Raw genomic sequence first — 16,453 nt, 5'->3', positions numbered from 1 at the left:
AACAAACAACTGAACGAATAAACCCATCTATTATCTTTGCACTCATGACAATAAGATTAGCCGTTACAGAAGATATACCACTAATTATGCAACTGGTGCACAAGGTTGTTCCTTTGATGCGTGCTTCAGGAAATTTCCAATGGGGAGATGATTATCCGAACCCTGAAGTATTTACAAAAGATATTACGATTGGCCAGTTATGGGTAGCTGAAATGGAAAATGAAATTGTTGGTGTTTCAGCAATTACGACAGATCAGGATCCTGAATATGCAGATGCTGGTTGGAACATTACGGAAAAAGCCATTGTTACACATCGTTTAGCCGTAGATCCGGATTGCCAGGGCAAGGGCATTGCCAAAGCTTTGATGAACCAGGCCGAACAGGTAGCAAAAACTTCGGGAATCTCTATCTTAAGAGTAGACACCAACAGTAAAAACATGGCCACACAAGCGCTTTTCCCAAAACTTGGTTATCAGTTTAGTGGCGAAATTAACCTGGCCAAGCGCCCCGGACTGCGTTTCTTTTGTTATCAAAAGCTATTGTAACCCTTAGTTACACTTTTAACAAACCACGAAATGCCCTTGCAGCATAATACGATTGTGCGCCATTGTGATACACGAACACATGATCGTAGCGCCGATCACCAAAAAGAGCACCCCCTAATTTTCTGATTCCGGAAGGAGTAACAATCCAACTGGATGTTTTCGTATCAAACTGGCCAAGTTGCTGCAAAAAGCGATATTGCTCTTCTGTTAACAGCTCAATACCCATTGCAGCAGCCATATCAATAGCATTATTTTCTGGCTGATGCTCCTTTCTTGATTCTAGTCCTTCCAAATCATAACAAATACTTCTACGACCTTTTGGACTCTCTGCCGAACAATCGTAAAAAATATATTCGCCTGTTTTTTCATCATAATCCACAATGTCGGGTTCGCCCCCGGTTACTTCCATTTCATCAAGTACCCAGAGTTTGTCAGCATTCGCTTCCAGTTTTGCCTGTACTTTAATCCATTCGATACCTTTATGGCGCTCCATGTTTTTCTCGAAACGGGTTTTCAATGTATACAGCAATTCATGCGTCCGTTCTACAGATAGTTCTTTTTTGCTCATATTAAAGTTTCAATCGAATAGTTTCTTAGTTTTAAAAATACCAATTTATATTTGGAGCGCAAGGCTTGTACTAAATAAAAAGCTTCTTCCCGTTTTACGCTTATACGCTTCGCTGCCTCGTGCCTCGTTGCTGCAGGGTAACGCTTCAACCGGGGCTAATAGGCAAAACCAGTCTTTCATTTTTAAGGTTGCAGGGTGCACAAACCCTTGTTCCTAAACCCGACAGTAGCGGCAGCCTCCGATTTTTTCTATCGGAGCTACAGCGAATGGCGGGGCTAAAGTTCGCCAAGAGCCACAAACCACTCATTTCCTATAAAAACTAAACCATTTAAGGGAACATATAAGCTTATATTTGTTCAAAACTCCTAATCCAGCTTTACTTTTTAAACTGAATTAGTGTATCATCAACCAAATGTGCTATCGATAGAAAATTATTAGCCAGTGATAAAATTTCATTTTGAAAATCGTCTGCATCACACCTTACCCAGCCCTGCATTAAAGTTAGCGGACCATAACTAACCCTCACATTTGGCCATTGGGTTTCAAAAATATTGAAGCTGCTTCTAAATAGATCCGCAAACTGTCTGCTTTGTATGGCGTAGCCTTTGAGATGCCTCAGTTTAAATGCATGAATGTTATAATAAATCTTTTGCTCTTGTATGGCGGTATCATTTATCCAAATGGAAAAGAAAATCCTCGAAACTGCAGTTAAGGGATCCCGTGCAGAACTTGCCCACGATTTTTTATAGAGTTTTAAAAATACAGCATCCAAAACCACTCCAACAGCAGCCTCGATTTCTTTTTCATGAAGCATTTTTTGATCGAGCTGATCAGCTGCTTTTTTAAATTTCTCTAAGTAAAATGAAGTATCCATATCGCCGTTTGGTAATCAATGTGGTGAGAAAAGAGTAGATGGTTCACACAAACAAGTACTCCTCTCCTGAAGCATAGCAGAATGGAGGAATCTTTAGACATAGATTTCTCGGCTTCGTTGTACTTCGCTCGAAATGACGAACCTATAGTTACCACCTAATCAGTGCACTGGCCCAGGTAAATCCCGATCCGAATGCGGCGAGGCATACCAGATCGCCATCTTTAATTTTACCCGCTTCCCAGGCTTCGCATAAGGCAATAGGAACAGAAGCCGCTGTAGTATTGCCATACTTCTGGATATTATTAAAAACCTGCTCGTCGTTTAAGCCCAACAACTGCTGTACATACTGGCTGATACGCAAGTTTGCCTGATGGGGTACTAACATATCAATATCTTTCTCCGTTAAATTATTTGCAGCTAAAGCTTCCTTAATTACTTCAGGAAATTTTACCACTGCTTTTTTAAAAACCGATGGCCCATCCATGTAAGGCAATGCGGCACCACTTTCTAAAATTTCCTGTGTCATAAACAAACCGCCAAGTTCCTGTTCGGGATAGGCAGGTTTATCTTTCAACCATTTATTGGCATGGGAACCTGGATAATACATGGCCAGGATTTCGGCATCTGCACCATCGCTATGCAAATGTGTACTTAAAATCCCTTTCCCCGGTTCATCAGTTGGCTGCAATACCACAGCTCCTGCACCATCACCAAAAATCACCGATACATTACGACTTCGGGTTTCGAAATCCATTGCAAATGAGTGTTTCTCGCTTCCCACTACCAGCACATTTTTATACATACCAGTTTTTACAAACTGATCAGCCACCGAAAGTGCGTATACAAAACCCGAACATTGATTCCGGATATCCAAAGCACCAATCTCGCCCATGCCCATTTCACGCTGCAACAATACACCACAACCTGGAAAATAATAATCCGGACTAAGGGTAGCAAAAACAATAAAATCGACATCCTTTGCGGTAATTCCCGCCCTTTCGATTGCGATTTTGGCTGCTTCAATGCCCATTGTAGTAGTGGTTTCTTCATTACGGTCGGCAAAACGGCGCTCTTTAATACCGGTACGCTCCTGGATCCACGCATCGTTGGTATCCATAAAACGGCTTAAATCATCGTTGGTATATACATTTTTCGGAACGTAGTAACCTATTCCGGCTATTTTAGACTGGTGCATACTCGTATATTATTTGGTTAACAAATGTATTAAAAGGGATGTAAGATGTATGAGGTAAGATGGAAAATGTAATGCAAAGGCCAAAAAGTCTACTTCTATAGTCCAAAATAATCACAACCATCTTCCATTTAACATATTACATCTTCCATAAAAATAGTTATTTTTGCACCATGTCTACAGAAACCAAAGAAGAGACCTTTACGCTCGAAGAAATTTTAACTTCCCTAAAAACCGTACATCGCCTTATTTTGTGGAATGATGATATCAACACTTTTGATCATGTGATTTACTGCATGATGAAATACCTGGATTATAACGAATCGCAGGCTGAAAAAATTGCATGGAAAGTGCATAATGATGGGAAATGTCCGGTTTTAGAAGGCTCATTTACCGAAATGGAAGTTTATCGTAAAATTTTACAGCAGGAAGGCTTAACTGTTTCTGTTGATTAAGGCTACTTCTTGTGCGAACAATCCTCGCAATAACATCATTTCGAGCGGAGTGCAACGCAGTCGAGAAATCTATCTAGGCAGATCTCTCCATTTCGCTTCGCTACAGTCGAGATGACGACTTATTCTGTAAAATTAACTCTCTAATCTTTTTAATACATCATTTAACCCGGCCTGTGTAGTCTGCGTTTTATCTTTAGCGTACCAGCCATGAAGTTTTTCCGCTAAAACTGGCATTTCAGTACTTTCTTTTCTCCATTCTTTTAAAAGTTCCTGCAAAATTTGTGGTCTTGGACCCCAAGTCGCCAGAACTTTATCGCCAGTTTCATTTAAAATTAAAAGAACAGGAATTGCTCGTCCTCCATTAGTCAAATGCGCATCAATTAAGGGCAAATTTTTATCTCTAAGCACAAACTTCAGATCAATTTTACCTAATGATGCAGTCGCAATTTTATTGAACACCGGAACAATCTGGGCAGCATCACCACACCAGCCCTCAGTAATCACTAAAAATTTATAATTTTCTTTAAGATGATCAATGGTTGAAGTCAACTCATCAGTTAAACTAACTGTTTTATCCACGCGACTCATCCTTTGCACATTCATTTTAGTATAGTGCAAATCGTAAGTTACATCACCAGTAGCCTTTCCCTCTAACAGAAGTTGATCAATCAATGCACGATAGGTTTGATAATCCATTCCTTGTTCGCTGAAAATTTCGCTGTAATTAACCATGATGTTTAAAATTATGTCGCAAAGGAAAGGAGAAATTCAATGAAAATAATCACGGATTTGCAAGAATCGCTTAGCGGATAATTACACAGGTTTTAGGATTACAGTGATATTTTTTCACTTTTGTCATGCTGAGGCACGAAGCATCTGGGTCTTTGAAATTTTACCTCGTTAAATAGCCCTGATGGCAATGGAAATCCCTTTTGGATAATATAAATTGTTTATCCAGATAATTTACCAAAAGGATTGCAATGTACAGCAGGACAGAACCCCTCCTATCAACTACAGGATTTGCGCTTAAAAAAAAATTGCTGTGCAGAGTCGTCGGGTTCTCCACTGCATTCAGAATGACAACAGATATATTAAACTTCCATCAACTTACTCACATGCTGTGTTAGTGCCACAAAATCTGCAACAGTTAGCTGCTCGGCACGTTTCTCGAAGTAGATGTGATCGTCCATTTTATCTTTAGGCATCACAGCAGAAACAGCATTACGCAAAGTTTTTCTCCGTTGGTTAAAACCTGCCTTAACCACACGCCAGAATAATTTTTCATCGCAATCTAAAGTCTCCACTTCATTTCTGGTTAAACGGATCACTGCAGAGTGTACTTTGGGCGGTGGATTAAATGTACCAGGTTTAACCGTAAACAAGTATTCAATTTTATAATAGGCCTGAAGAAATACACTTAAAATTCCATAGTCTTTGGTTCCTGCAGGCGAGGCACAACGTTGGGCTACTTCTTTTTGAAACATCCCAACCATTTCTACAACCTTGTGGCGATTATCTAAAATCTTAAATAAAATCTGCGAAGAGATATTGTACGGAAAATTACCAATTATGGCAAATTGCCCTGGAAAAATAGCATCGAAATCAAGTTTCAGAAAATCGCCATTAATCAACCGATCGCCAAGCTGAGGGTATTTTTCATTTAAAAAATGGAAAGATTCTGTATCTATATCGATCAGATAAGTTTCCAGATCTGTACGCTGCAGCAAAAAATCAGATAAGATTCCCATTCCCGGTCCAACCTCTAAAACCTGATTATATTTATCGGTATTTACCAAAGCCTCTACAATGCGGTTGGCAATGCCTTTATCAGTTAAAAAATGTTGTCCTAAATGTTTTTTCGCTTTTACTAAACTCATACCTTAAAATTAATCGAATATTTAACTACAAAGGTGCTAAGATTCGACGCTATGGACGCAAAGATAGGCTTATTATTTCTTTGCAAATCACATTGCATGCTTTGCGGTTTCATTTTTTTTAAAGGGTTTAAACGAAAATCAGTAATTTGCGCTAAAATTTTCCAGTAATTATGAGCGATAAACTTAAAATTGGCATCAGTATAGGCGACGTAAACGGCATAGGTTTAGAGGTAATCATTAAAACATTATCCAACCCTGCTATTTTAAATTATTGCACTCCAATTGTTTATGGCCACACCAAGGTTTCATCTTTTCATAGAAAGGCGAATAATCTGGGCGATTTCAGTTTTAATGTAGTTAACCATGCCAACCAGGCACAGCCAAAAAAGGCAAACATGATTAATTGCTGGGAAGAAGATGTAAAAATCGAATTGGGTCAGGTTACGGCTACAGGCGGAAAATATGCCCTTTTATCTCTGGAACGCGCAACGGCCGACCTGGTAAATGGCGATATCGATGCCTTGGTTACTGCGCCAATCAATAAACACAACATTCAATCAGAAACTTTTGCTTTTCCGGGCCATACAGAATATCTTCAGGAAAAAAGCGGAAGTAGAGATGTGCTGATGTTTTTGATCAGTGAAAATTTAAGGGTTGGGGTAGTTACTGGCCACATTCCTGTAAAAGATGTTCCAACCTCGATTACAAAAGAGAAAATCATCAGTAAGTTAAAGCTGATTAACGAAAGTCTGAAAAAAGATTTTTGGATAGAAAAACCAAAAATCGCCGTTCTGGGTTTAAATCCACACGCCAGCGATAATGGATTGCTAGGGACAGAGGAAGCTGAAATTATTACACCAGCCATTCAGGAAGCCTACGATAAAGGTATTGTTTGTTTTGGACCATACCCTGCTGATGGCTTTTTCGGCAATGGCAGCTACAAACAGTTTGATGCCGTTTTAGCCATGTACCACGATCAGGGTTTAATTCCTTTTAAAACATTAGCTTTTCACAATGGCGTAAACTATACCGCTGGTTTAAACTTCGTGCGTACCTCTCCTGATCATGGAACAGGCTACGATATTGCAGGTAAGGACCTGGCTGATTCCACTTCATTTACAGAGGCTTTGTTTTCAGCCATTCACATTGTAAAAAACCGTCGGGAGCAGGAAGAAATGTTAGCTAACCAGTTGCGTTCAGGCGGAAAGGTAGTGGAAACGCAGTTTGATATTAAAGACGATGCTTCTTAAGGTAAAAGGCAGAAAGACTAAAGCTGAAAGACCAAAGATACATTAAACTCAGATGCACTAAGGTGGCTTAGGTGGTCAACTTTTTTTTTGCAAAGCAAGGTCTTGTTTTCCATCGGTTCCGAAAGTCCTGCTTTTCCTACAAGCCCAATGAAGAATTGGGGCTTTTCGTCCAATCAGGTTTATTTTAGTTAAAATTGTGCAGCAAATTAAAAATGAGCAGCACTGAAAAAACCAGTTACATCCTTCCTACAATTGTTATTGCGCAGTTTCTCTGTACATCTTTGTGGTTTGCTGGCAATGCGGTATTACCTGATATTGTTAAAAATTTCCCAGCTGAAACCAACCTTTTGGCCAATCTGACCAGTATGGTGCAGCTTGGTTTTATTAGCGGAACTTTAGTATTTGCATTTTTTGCCATTTCTGATATTTTTTCACCCTCAAAAGTGTTCTTTATCTGCGGAATTGCAGCCGCCTTGTTTAATCTTGGCATCTGTTTAGAACTAACCGATGTCCATTTATTATTGCTCTTTCGCTTTTTAACTGGTTTTATGCTGGCTGGAATTTACCCCGTTGGCATGAAAATAGCATCCGATTATTTTAAAGACGGACTGGGAAAATCCTTAGGTTTTTTAGTTGGTGCTTTGGTTTTGGGTACTGCTTTCCCTCATTTATTAAAAACATTTACAGCAAATTTTGCCTGGCAATATGTAATCTTTGCTACTTCGGGTTTATCTCTAACTGGAGCAATTGCTATTTTCTGGTTTGTGCCAAACGGCCCATTTAGAACTACCGGACAAAAATTTGATTTCCGTTCTTGTTTTAACGGATTTAAAGATCCTGATTTTCGATCTGCTGCTTTCGGCTATTTCGGGCACATGTGGGAACTTTACACCTTTTGGGCTTTTTTACCCGGCATGCTGTTGATTTACAACACTAAACATATGCATGCAACTTTATATATACCGCTGTTTTCGTTCCTAATTATCGCATCGGGAGGTTTATCTTGCATGATTGGCGGTTTGCTCTCACAAAAATTTGGTGCAAAACGAGTTGCCACTATTGCCCTTTCCATTTCAGGGTTATGCTGTCTGCTCTCTCCAGTTTTCCTATTCAGCAGTTCTGTTTATCCTTTTCTTATCTTTTTATTTTGCTGGGGTTTATCCGGCACGGCCGATTCGCCACTATTCTCTTCCTTAATTGCTAAACATGCACCAGAAAATTTAAGAGGAACCTCATTAACGATGGTCAATTGTATCGGTTTTACCATTACCATCATTAGCATTCAGGTAGTCAGCTCATTATCAAAACAGCTAAATATTCAATATCTTTATATGGTATTGGCTATTGGACCGGTTTTGGGATTGTGGGCATTAAAAGCAAAATAATATGCTTTTAAAATTTGGAATATCCTTAGTTATAATTGGCATTATAATGTTTATATACGGCATCTCATTATTTAGCTACAGGGGAGACTTAAGCTTCATTTTAAAAGATCCCAGAGAATACTCAATTGTTTTATGGCTTCCTGTTTTGATTATTGGAACCATCCTTACTATAATTGCAAGAATAATAAAAAAATAAAATGGAATCACTATCACCAATTATAAAACCTGAAGAATTAACCTGGTTAAACCAGGATGACGAAATCGTAATTATAGATGCCAGTGCAGGCTCAAAACCGAGATACGATGAACAACATTTGGCAGGTGCACTTTTTGCTGATGTAAACAGTGATTTAGCCAACATTGGTGATTTTGCAATTGGCGGACGTCATCCTTTACCAACTTCTGAACAGTTTTCCTCCGTATTGCAGAAGCTCGGAGTTACAAAGCATAGTCACGTTATTGTTTACGATGATAAAAACGGCGGTAACGCAGCGGCAAGGCTTTGGTGGATGCTAAGAGCGATCGGTCATGAAATAGTGCAGGTAATTGATGGAGGCTTTCAGGCGGCTGTTAAAGCAGGTTTCCCAACCACTGATAAAGTAGAAATCCCAAAATCTGTCGAAAAATACGAAATCACAGCATGGAACTTACCTTTATCAGATATCAATGAAGTGGAACAAGTAGCCAAAACCGACGATTACATTGTGATTGACGTACGCGATGCCAACCGTTTTGCAGGCCTCACCGAACCTATCGATTTAATTGCAGGCCACATCCCTGGTGCGGCAAATATTCCTTACACCGAAAATTTAGACGCAAACGGTACTTTCCTGGCGCCCGAAATATTGAAAGAAAAATACGAAGAAGCCCTTGCCCATGTAAAACCCGAAAATGTAATTGTTCACTGTGGCTCGGGCATTACCGCCTGCCATACGCTACTGGCTATGGATTACGCAGGCCTGCCTATTCCAAAACTTTATGTTGGCTCATGGAGCGAATGGAGCAGAAATAAGAAGGAAATGGTTTTGGCTGACTAGCTTTCTTACAGACCTTACAGTTTTCGAAACCTGTAAGGTCTTTCAATTAACTTTTTGTTGATCGGGATTTGCAATCCCGGCAAAATGAACTGTGGATTTACAATCCACTTAATGAATAAAAATCCTGTCTTCTAAGTCGGGATTACAAATCCCAACTAGCAGAAACCTTTAAGGTCTCTCCGTATTTGGATTAACTTTCTGAAAACCTGTCCGATTAACGCTAACAATTTTTAAAAAACATTTTTAATCTAATTTTTTTATCCCTACATTTGCAGGCTAAAATTTTACAGTACTTTGAACCCACTAAAACAATTTTCATTACCGTTTACCGGATTAAAATTGGGAACCCATCAGTTTGATTATGAGCTTGATGACACCTTTTTTAATGCATTTGAGTATTCGTTAATCAAAAGCGGAAATTTAAAAGTAGACCTGGAACTTGATAAACAAGAGACTATGTTGCTTCTAAAATTCAAAGTTATTGGCACCGTAAATTTAGATTGCGATAAATGTTTATCTGAGTTTTCATTCCCGGTAAATCTTTACGAACGTCAGATCGTAAAGTTTGCAGAAGCCGAAATGGAAAGTGATGATGAAGAAATTATCTCATTAAGCCGAAAAGACACCGAGATTGATATATCGGGGCCTTTATACGAAATGATTAACGTAGCGGTACCTTATATCAAGAACTGCGAGCAGGCAGGTAAAGATTGCGATCAGGAAATGATTGATCGCTTAAATCAGTTATCTATCCAAAAGCAGGCTGAAGAAAATGAACAAACAAGCGACCCACGTTGGGAAGCCCTTAATAAGTTAAAAAAATAATTAGATTATACAGCAATGGCACATCCAAAACGGAAAATCTCGAAACAGAGAAAAAATAAAAGAAGAACGCACTATAAAGCTGTTACTCCTTCTTTAGCAACATGCTCGGCAACAGGTGCTATCCACGTACCTCACCGTGCTTACAACGTTGATGGTAACTTATACTACAACGGCAAACTGGTTATCGAAAATACTCAGATAGGGTAATTTTCTTAAAAAATTGTTTGTGTTTTCAGCGGCTTTAGTCATACCTTAGTCAACTGAAAAATTCAGGATTACACCTGACTTAACACAAACAGATTTTTTCTATGAAAATAGGCCTCGACATAATGGGCGGAGACTATGCTCCCAAAGCAATTGTTTTGGGAGCAATAGCTGCTCATCAATCGCTTAACGCTGGAGAGCATTTAGTTCTTATTGGCGATACCGAACAGATTAAACCCATTCTTGCAGAAGAAGGTTTTAATCCAGATCATTTTGAATACGTTCATACTGATGAAGTAATTGGTATGGGCGAACATCCCACCAAAGCAATCGTTCAGAAACCGAATTCGAGCATAGCTGTTGGTTTTAACCTTTTAAAAGAAGGTAAAATCGACTCTTTCGCAAGTGCTGGTAACTCTGGAGCCATGTTGGTTGGCGCAGTCTTTAGCGTTAAAACCATCCCTGGCATTATCCGACCTTGTTTATGTACAATTCTTCCAAAAATTAAAGGCGGTACCGGCTTACTGTTAGATGTAGGTGCAAATGCCGACTGTAAACCTGATATCTTATTACAATTTGGCGTTTTGGGTAGTTTATATGCAGAAAATTTGTTGCAGATCAATGACCCGAAAGTTGCCCTGATAAATATTGGCGAAGAAGATGAAAAAGGAAATATGCTAAGCATGGCTACTTTCCCGTTAATGAAAGAAACCAGCCTGTTCAACTTTGTTGGAAATGTGGAAGGTAGGGATTTATTTAATGATAAAGCCGATGTGATTGTTTGCGATGGTTTTACCGGAAATATAATGCTAAAATTAGCAGAATCGTTTTACGTGCTTACCATCAAAAAAGGGCTTAAAGATGAGTTCTTTGATCGTTTTAATTATGAACAATACGGTGGAAGCCCGGTTCTGGGTGTTAACGCTCCTGTTGTTATCGGACATGGAATTTCCAGTCCGCTAGCTGTTAAAAATATGGTTCTCCAATCTAGGGAAATGATTACTACCGGATTGGTAGAAAAAATTAGAATGGCATTTAAATAATTTATTAAAATTCTTAAAATGAGTAAAATTCACGCTGCTATTACAGCAGTAAATGGTTACGTTCCCGACTATGTGCTTACAAACACAGAGTTAGAAACCATGGTTGATACTTCGGATGAATGGATTACCAGCAGAACGGGAATTAAAGAACGTAGAATTTTAAAGGGAGAAGGTTTAGGTACTTCAGATATGGCTGTTCATGCCGTAAACGGTTTACTTAAAAAGAGGGGAATTGATGCAAGTGAAATTGAACTGATTATCTTTTGCACCACTACTCCTGATTTTACTTTTCCTGCAACAGCAAACGTTTTAGCAGATAAAATCGGAGCTAAAAACGCATGGGGTTACGATTTACAGGCCGCTTGTTCTGGCTTTATTTTCGGACTTTCTACAGGTGCATCATTTATCGAATCAGGAAGACACAAAAAAGTTTTAGTAGTTGGTGGCGATAAAATGTCGTCAATCATTAACTATGAAGACCGTACAACCTGCATTATTTTTGGTGACGGTTGTGGCTGTGCCCTATTAGAGCCGAATGAAGAAGGATTGGGTATCCAGGATTCTATTTTAAGAACAGATGGTTCCGGAAGAGATTTCTTAGGCATGAAAGCCGGTGGCTCAGTTAAACCTGCAACCCACGAAACCATTGATGCCAGAGAGCATTTTGCTCACCAGGAAGGACCAACGGTATTTAAATTTGCCGTAACCAATATGGCTGATGTTGCTGCCGAAATTATGGAACGCAATGACCTAACCGCTGATGATGTGGCGTGGTTAGTACCGCACCAGGCCAACAAACGCATTATTGACGCTACTGCAAACCGCATGGGCGTTACAACTGATAAGGTGATGATTAACATCGAACGTTACGGAAATACAACTAACGGAACCATTCCATTATGTTTATGGGAATGGGAAAGCAGGTTGAAAAAAGGCGATAACATCGTTTTAGCTGCATTCGGTGGCGGCTTTACCTGGGGTTCAGTGTACCTTAAATGGGCTTACGATACAAATTAGTCAGAAGTCTTTAGTCAGAAGTCATAGACGACTCAGATAAAAAATAAAACAAAAAAAGTATAACTTAGTTAATTCAATAAACACTATTTTTTACATAAAAGCCTAAAAAATGGATATCAAACAAATACAGGAACTGATTAAATTTGTTTCTCGTTCTGGAGTAAATGAAGTTGCTATTGAGCAGGAAAACTTCAAAATCACGATCAAAACAAACCAGGCACCAACAGTTGTGCATGCTACCGTACCACAAGCTCCGCTTGTACAGGCTGCTGCCCCTGTTGCAACAGCTCCTACTGCTCCAAATGCAGCAACACCTGCTGTACCTGCTGCAGAAGACACTTCAAAATACATTACTATTAAATCGCCAATGATCGGTACCTTTTATCGTTCAGCTAGTCCGGAAAAACCAATGTTTGTTAACGTTGGCGATGAGGTTAGCACAGGTAAAGTAGTTTGTATTATTGAGGCAATGAAACTTTTTAACGAGATTGAAAGTGAAGTTTCAGGCCGTATTGTCAAAATATTGGTTGATAATGCATCACCTGTAGAATACGACCAACCGTTATTTTTAGTAGAACCTATTTAATAATAACGTTACCTTACGCCTCGGTCTGTGTCCTCACTAACCGGAATACCGTAAAATTACGATGATCTTCAGTTTTGCATTTAACAAACTGAAAAATATAAATGGTTCGTGGCGACACGAACCATGGCATTTAATTTAAAATTTGAATATATCGGTTTACATTACGCTAAATGATCAGTGTAATCATATCATCGGTGTAATCATCAATTAAAAAATTATGTTTAAAAAAATACTAATTGCCAACAGGGGTGAAATCGCTTTGCGTATTATCCGTACCTGTAAGGAAATGGGCATCAAAACGGTTGCTGTTTACTCTACCGCAGATCGCGAGAGTTTACATGTACGTTTTGCTGATGAGGCTGTTTGTATTGGCCCCCCACCTAGTAAAGATTCTTATTTAAATATCCCAAATATTATCTCGGCTGCAGAATTAACTAACGCCGATGCCATACACCCAGGTTATGGTTTTTTATCAGAAAACGCTAAGTTTTCTAACATTTGCCGCGAGTACAACATCAAATTTATTGGTGCTACCCCAGAGCAGATTAATGGCATGGGCGATAAAGCTTCAGCAAAAGAAACCATGAAAATTGCGGGTGTTCCAACAATCCCGGGATCTGAAGGCTTACTTAACAGTGTTAAAGAAGGTATTGCAATTGCAAATGAAATGGGCTACCCTGTAATTCTGAAAGCAACTGCCGGTGGTGGTGGTCGTGGGATGCGGGTAGTTTGGAAAGATGAAGATTTCGAAAATGCCTGGGATAGTGCCCGTCAGGAATCTGGTGCTGCTTTTGGTAATGATGGTTTATATTTAGAGAAATATATCGAAGATCCACGCCACATTGAAATCCAGATTATAGGAGACCAGTTTGGTAAAGCCTGCCACTTATCGGAACGCGATTGTTCAATTCAACGCCGCCACCAGAAATTGGTTGAGGAATCTCCTTCTCCATTTATGACTGATGAACTTCGTGTTAGAATGGGTGAAGCCGCCATTAAAGGCGCTATGGCTGTAAATTATGAAGGAGCAGGTACAATCGAATTTTTGGTTGATAAACACCGTAATTTCTACTTCATGGAAATGAACACCCGTATCCAGGTAGAGCACCCGGTTACTGAAGAGGTAATCAACTTCGATTTAATTAAAGAACAGATTAAAGTTGCTGCCGGAATCCCGATTTCAGGCAAAAACTATACACCGGAAATGCATGCCATTGAGTGTCGTATCAATGCAGAAGATCCAGCGAACAACTTCCGTCCTTCACCAGGTAGAATTACTAATTTCCACTCTCCGGGTGGCCATGGTGTTCGTGTTGACACACATGTTTATGCAGGATATTCGATTCCTTCTAACTACGATTCAATGATCGCCAAGTTGATCTGTGTAGCGCAGACACGGGAAGAGGCTATTTGTACGATGGAGCGTGCATTAAGCGAATTCGTAATTGAAGGTATTAAAACTACCATTCCTTTCCATTTACAATTGATGAAAGATCCTAACTTCAGGGCAGGAAATTTCACCACAAAGTTTATGGAAACTTTCGAGTTTACGGAATAATATAAACGATTATAAAAATTTAAATCCCATTTTGGTAAAACAGAATGGGATTTTTTCTTTATTAAAAATTTTAGAACTATTTCAGTAATTTGAATTATGAAAACATTAATTGTACATCCGGAAAACAAGGCTCAATTAAATGCTGTAAAGCAGGTTTTAAAAGCCATGAAGATTCCTTTTGAAAAAGAGGTAAACCCTACAATCCAGAATTTGTAGAAAAAATTTTGCAAGGAGATAAAGATTTCAAAGAGGGAAAAGTCACAAAAGTTGATTTAGAAAATCTATGGAAATAGTTTTCCTTCCAAGAGCAAATGATGATTTAGATTTTGGAAGAAATCAGGTAATAGTATTATACAAAGAAAATCCATAGTCTTTTAGTCGCCATAAGAAATTCTCCATTTGAAGGCATTGGAAAACCCGAGGTATTAAAATATAATCTCACGGGTAAGTGGTCTAGGAGGATTAATTCAGAACACAGAATTATTTATGAGGTTTTGGAAACAGAACATATCGTTAAGATCTATTCATTGAGAGGGCATTACAACTAATTTTTAAATTGACTTAGTTAATATGTCAAAGCATTTCTCATAATAATATAAACTATTTCTATATTTAACACGTAAATACCATTCTATTCAAATAGAATGGTATTTTTGTTTTCAACATGAGCGACACTAAAAAAAATCTACTTACAAAAGCTATCGGGCAAAAGAGCACCACATTAGAGGCAGAAATGTCTTTCTTCGATCACCTGGATGTTCTCCGTAAACATTTAATCAGAGCCGTAATTGCCATTGCCGTTTTTACGGGTATCGCTTTTTATTTTAACGAGGAAATCCTTGATAAAATAATCTTTGGCCCTAAAAAGCCAGATTTCTGGACCTACCGCATGATGTGTAAACTGGTAGAGCATTTTCCATCATTGGGTAAGGATATGTGTATCACTAAAATTAATGGTGAAATTATCAATACCGAAATGGCTGGACAGTTTAACCTGCAATTAAATGTCTGTGTAATGTGTGGTATTGTTCTTGGTTTTCCTTATTTATTATGGGAAATCTGGCGTTTTATCAAACCGGCACTACACGAAAATGAACGTAAATCTGCAAGTGGCTTTGTATTTTTCGCCTCTGTTCTATTTATAATAGGTATTATATTCGGATATTTTATAATCTGTGCATTATCCATCAATTTTTTAACTGGCTATACGGTTAGTAGTGAAATTAAGAATACTTTCACTATCGATTCATACGTGTCTTCAATAGCTACATTAACCCTCGGAACAGGTATTATTTTTGAATTGCCAATCATTATATTCATTCTTTCTAAACTTGGTCTTATGACACCCAAATTAATGAGATCAAGTAGAAGATATGCAACCGTAATTATATTAATTATAGCAGCCATTGTAACCCCAACACCAGATATTTTAACGATGTTGACGGTGGCAGCACCACTATTCTTATTGTATGAGGCGAGTATTTTTGTATCGGCCTACATCGAAAAAAAGAAGAAAAAGGCTGATGCTGCTTTCTACGCTAACTAACAAAAACATTACGAATAGATTTTATAATTCTCTATAAATTTGACAATGTCTGATACAAAAATTAAAATTGCTATTGGAGCGGATCACGCCGGGTTTGATTACAAGGAAATATTAAAAGATTTTTTACAGGATTACGAAGTAAAAGACTTTGGTACTCATTCAGAAAATTCTGTTGATTATCCTGATTTTGCACATCCTGTTGCCAGCGCTGTTGAAAGTGGAGAATTCACCTATGGTATTTTACTTTGTGGATCGGCAAATGGTGTAGCCATCACCGCGAACAAACATCAGCATATCAGAGCAGGTTTATGCTGGGAAAATGAAGTTGCCTCTTTGGTGCGCAAGCATAATAATGCCAATGTGTTGTGCATTCCAGCAAGGTTTGTTTCAGAAGAACTGGCAAAAGAAATAACGACAACTTTTTTAACCACTGCATTTGAAGGCGGTCGCCATCAGAACAGGGTAGAGAAAATTTCGTGTTAACAACAAAC

General features: G+C 38.7%; 21 protein-coding genes. 16 read left to right on the top strand and 5 right to left on the bottom strand.

Features of this window, described 5'->3' with window-relative positions:
- Positions 1–44: 44 nt before the first annotated feature.
- Positions 45–545: a GNAT family N-acetyltransferase gene (locus KYH19_RS23230; RefSeq protein ID WP_219076947.1), complete on the top strand. Its 501-nt coding sequence runs from the start codon at positions 45–47 to the stop codon at positions 543–545.
- A gap of 7 nt (positions 546–552) precedes the next feature.
- Here the strand turns inward: KYH19_RS23230 and KYH19_RS23225 are convergent, their stop codons facing one another.
- The 3 genes from KYH19_RS23225 to KYH19_RS23215 form a co-directional block, all read right to left on the bottom strand.
- Positions 553–1,113: a DUF4256 domain-containing protein gene (locus tag KYH19_RS23225; protein ID WP_219076946.1), complete on the bottom strand. Its 561-nt coding sequence runs from the start codon at positions 1,111–1,113 to the stop codon at positions 553–555.
- A gap of 376 nt (positions 1,114–1,489) precedes the next feature.
- On the bottom strand, positions 1,490–1,987 hold the full coding sequence (locus KYH19_RS23220; protein WP_219076945.1) for a hypothetical protein: 498 nt from the start codon (positions 1,985–1,987) through the stop codon (positions 1,490–1,492).
- Positions 1,988–2,135: 148 nt separating this feature from the next.
- Complete coding sequence (locus KYH19_RS23215) at positions 2,136–3,182, bottom strand: 3-oxoacyl-ACP synthase III family protein (protein ID WP_219076944.1); 1,047 nt, start codon at positions 3,180–3,182, stop codon at positions 2,136–2,138.
- Positions 3,183–3,352: 170 nt separating this feature from the next.
- On the opposite strand from KYH19_RS23215, the gene KYH19_RS23210 reads away from it, so the two are divergent.
- Positions 3,353–3,634: an ATP-dependent Clp protease adaptor ClpS gene (locus KYH19_RS23210; RefSeq protein ID WP_029274160.1), complete on the top strand. Its 282-nt coding sequence runs from the start codon at positions 3,353–3,355 to the stop codon at positions 3,632–3,634.
- A gap of 132 nt (positions 3,635–3,766) precedes the next feature.
- Here the strand turns inward: KYH19_RS23210 and KYH19_RS23205 are convergent, their stop codons facing one another.
- Both KYH19_RS23205 and rsmA read right to left on the bottom strand, forming a co-directional pair.
- Positions 3,767–4,366: a thioredoxin family protein gene (locus tag KYH19_RS23205; protein WP_219076943.1), complete on the bottom strand. Its 600-nt coding sequence runs from the start codon at positions 4,364–4,366 to the stop codon at positions 3,767–3,769.
- 359 nt (positions 4,367–4,725) lie between these two features.
- Positions 4,726–5,511 carry a 16S rRNA (adenine(1518)-N(6)/adenine(1519)-N(6))-dimethyltransferase RsmA gene (rsmA, locus tag KYH19_RS23200; protein ID WP_193422102.1) on the bottom strand — a complete coding sequence of 262 codons (786 nt, stop codon included), beginning with the start codon at positions 5,509–5,511 and terminating at the stop codon, positions 4,726–4,728.
- Positions 5,512–5,681: 170 nt separating this feature from the next.
- Here rsmA and pdxA point away from each other — a divergent pair, with 170 nt between their 5' ends.
- From pdxA to rpiB, 14 genes are all read left to right on the top strand, one after another.
- Complete coding sequence (gene pdxA / locus KYH19_RS23195) at positions 5,682–6,761, top strand: 4-hydroxythreonine-4-phosphate dehydrogenase PdxA (RefSeq protein ID WP_219076942.1); 1,080 nt, start codon at positions 5,682–5,684, stop codon at positions 6,759–6,761.
- Positions 6,762–6,973: 212 nt separating this feature from the next.
- On the top strand, positions 6,974–8,146 hold the full coding sequence (locus KYH19_RS23190) for a nitrate/nitrite transporter (protein ID WP_219076941.1): 1,173 nt from the start codon (positions 6,974–6,976) through the stop codon (positions 8,144–8,146).
- A 197-nt stretch (positions 8,147–8,343) separates the two neighbouring features.
- Positions 8,344–9,183, top strand: a complete 840-nt coding sequence (locus KYH19_RS23185; protein WP_219076940.1) for a sulfurtransferase — start codon at positions 8,344–8,346, stop codon at positions 9,181–9,183.
- 294 nt (positions 9,184–9,477) lie between these two features.
- Positions 9,478–10,008: a DUF177 domain-containing protein gene (locus KYH19_RS23180; RefSeq protein ID WP_121287619.1), complete on the top strand. Its 531-nt coding sequence runs from the start codon at positions 9,478–9,480 to the stop codon at positions 10,006–10,008.
- Between the two features lie 15 nt (positions 10,009–10,023).
- On the top strand, positions 10,024–10,215 hold the full coding sequence (rpmF, locus tag KYH19_RS23175) for a 50S ribosomal protein L32 (RefSeq protein ID WP_025143959.1): 192 nt from the start codon (positions 10,024–10,026) through the stop codon (positions 10,213–10,215).
- Between the two features lie 101 nt (positions 10,216–10,316).
- Entirely contained in the window at positions 10,317–11,255 is a 939-nt protein-coding gene (plsX, locus tag KYH19_RS23170) for a phosphate acyltransferase PlsX (RefSeq protein ID WP_121287617.1), read from the top strand.
- 18 nt (positions 11,256–11,273) lie between these two features.
- Positions 11,274–12,272, top strand: a complete 999-nt coding sequence (locus tag KYH19_RS23165; RefSeq protein ID WP_219076939.1) for a beta-ketoacyl-ACP synthase III — start codon at positions 11,274–11,276, stop codon at positions 12,270–12,272.
- 109 nt (positions 12,273–12,381) lie between these two features.
- A complete protein-coding gene (gene accB / locus KYH19_RS23160; RefSeq protein ID WP_121287613.1) occupies positions 12,382–12,858 on the top strand; it encodes an acetyl-CoA carboxylase biotin carboxyl carrier protein in 477 nt (158 codons plus the stop codon).
- Positions 12,859–13,075: 217 nt separating this feature from the next.
- The gene (accC, locus tag KYH19_RS23155; RefSeq protein ID WP_132398213.1) at positions 13,076–14,416 is read left to right on the top strand and encodes an acetyl-CoA carboxylase biotin carboxylase subunit; all 1,341 of its coding nucleotides are present in this window, start codon (positions 13,076–13,078) and stop codon (positions 14,414–14,416) included.
- A 96-nt stretch (positions 14,417–14,512) separates the two neighbouring features.
- On the top strand, positions 14,513–14,632 hold the full coding sequence (locus tag KYH19_RS24440) for a DUF2683 family protein (protein ID WP_370630268.1): 120 nt from the start codon (positions 14,513–14,515) through the stop codon (positions 14,630–14,632).
- 8 nt (positions 14,633–14,640) lie between these two features.
- Entirely contained in the window at positions 14,641–14,709 is a 69-nt protein-coding gene (locus KYH19_RS24435; RefSeq protein WP_370630322.1) for a hypothetical protein, read from the top strand.
- 69 nt (positions 14,710–14,778) lie between these two features.
- Positions 14,779–14,964, top strand: a complete 186-nt coding sequence (locus KYH19_RS24300; RefSeq protein ID WP_370630321.1) for a Txe/YoeB family addiction module toxin — start codon at positions 14,779–14,781, stop codon at positions 14,962–14,964.
- A gap of 116 nt (positions 14,965–15,080) precedes the next feature.
- Positions 15,081–15,962, top strand: coding sequence for a twin-arginine translocase subunit TatC (gene tatC, locus KYH19_RS23145; protein WP_219076938.1), 882 nt, complete (start codon positions 15,081–15,083; stop codon positions 15,960–15,962).
- Between the two features lie 45 nt (positions 15,963–16,007).
- On the top strand, positions 16,008–16,445 hold the full coding sequence (gene rpiB, locus KYH19_RS23140; protein ID WP_132398211.1) for a ribose 5-phosphate isomerase B: 438 nt from the start codon (positions 16,008–16,010) through the stop codon (positions 16,443–16,445).
- Positions 16,446–16,453: the final 8 nt, after the last annotated feature.

The sequence above is a fragment of the Pedobacter sp. D749 genome, assembly GCF_019317285.1.
In the GTDB taxonomy this organism is placed as follows: Bacteria; Bacteroidota; Bacteroidia; order Sphingobacteriales; family Sphingobacteriaceae; genus Pedobacter.
This window is presented reverse-complemented; position numbering and strand designations above follow the sequence as displayed.

Bases quoted from the DNA above. Each gene is read 5' to 3' on its own strand.
- KYH19_RS23220 (WP_219076945.1), bottom strand. From the start codon at position 1,987: ATGGATACTTCATTTTACTTAGAGAAATTTAAAAAAGCAGCTGATCAG.
- KYH19_RS23225 (WP_219076946.1), bottom strand. From the start codon at position 1,113: ATGAGCAAAAAAGAACTATCTGTAGAACGGACGCATGAATTGCTGTAT.
- rpiB (WP_132398211.1), top strand. From the start codon at position 16,008: ATGTCTGATACAAAAATTAAAATTGCTATTGGAGCGGATCACGCCGGG.
- KYH19_RS23185 (WP_219076940.1), top strand. From the start codon at position 8,344: ATGGAATCACTATCACCAATTATAAAACCTGAAGAATTAACCTGGTTA.
- KYH19_RS23210 (WP_029274160.1), top strand. From the start codon at position 3,353: ATGTCTACAGAAACCAAAGAAGAGACCTTTACGCTCGAAGAAATTTTA.
- KYH19_RS24440 (WP_370630268.1), top strand. From the start codon at position 14,513: ATGAAAACATTAATTGTACATCCGGAAAACAAGGCTCAATTAAATGCT.
- tatC (WP_219076938.1), top strand. From the start codon at position 15,081: ATGAGCGACACTAAAAAAAATCTACTTACAAAAGCTATCGGGCAAAAG.
- rsmA (WP_193422102.1), bottom strand. From the start codon at position 5,511: ATGAGTTTAGTAAAAGCGAAAAAACATTTAGGACAACATTTTTTAACT.
- KYH19_RS23230 (WP_219076947.1), top strand. From the start codon at position 45: ATGACAATAAGATTAGCCGTTACAGAAGATATACCACTAATTATGCAA.
- accB (WP_121287613.1), top strand. From the start codon at position 12,382: ATGGATATCAAACAAATACAGGAACTGATTAAATTTGTTTCTCGTTCT.
- KYH19_RS23215 (WP_219076944.1), bottom strand. From the start codon at position 3,182: ATGCACCAGTCTAAAATAGCCGGAATAGGTTACTACGTTCCGAAAAAT.
- KYH19_RS23190 (WP_219076941.1), top strand. From the start codon at position 6,974: ATGAGCAGCACTGAAAAAACCAGTTACATCCTTCCTACAATTGTTATT.
- KYH19_RS23205 (WP_219076943.1), bottom strand. From the start codon at position 4,366: ATGGTTAATTACAGCGAAATTTTCAGCGAACAAGGAATGGATTATCAA.
- plsX (WP_121287617.1), top strand. From the start codon at position 10,317: ATGAAAATAGGCCTCGACATAATGGGCGGAGACTATGCTCCCAAAGCA.
- KYH19_RS23165 (WP_219076939.1), top strand. From the start codon at position 11,274: ATGAGTAAAATTCACGCTGCTATTACAGCAGTAAATGGTTACGTTCCC.
- rpmF (WP_025143959.1), top strand. From the start codon at position 10,024: ATGGCACATCCAAAACGGAAAATCTCGAAACAGAGAAAAAATAAAAGA.
- accC (WP_132398213.1), top strand. From the start codon at position 13,076: ATGTTTAAAAAAATACTAATTGCCAACAGGGGTGAAATCGCTTTGCGT.
- pdxA (WP_219076942.1), top strand. From the start codon at position 5,682: ATGAGCGATAAACTTAAAATTGGCATCAGTATAGGCGACGTAAACGGC.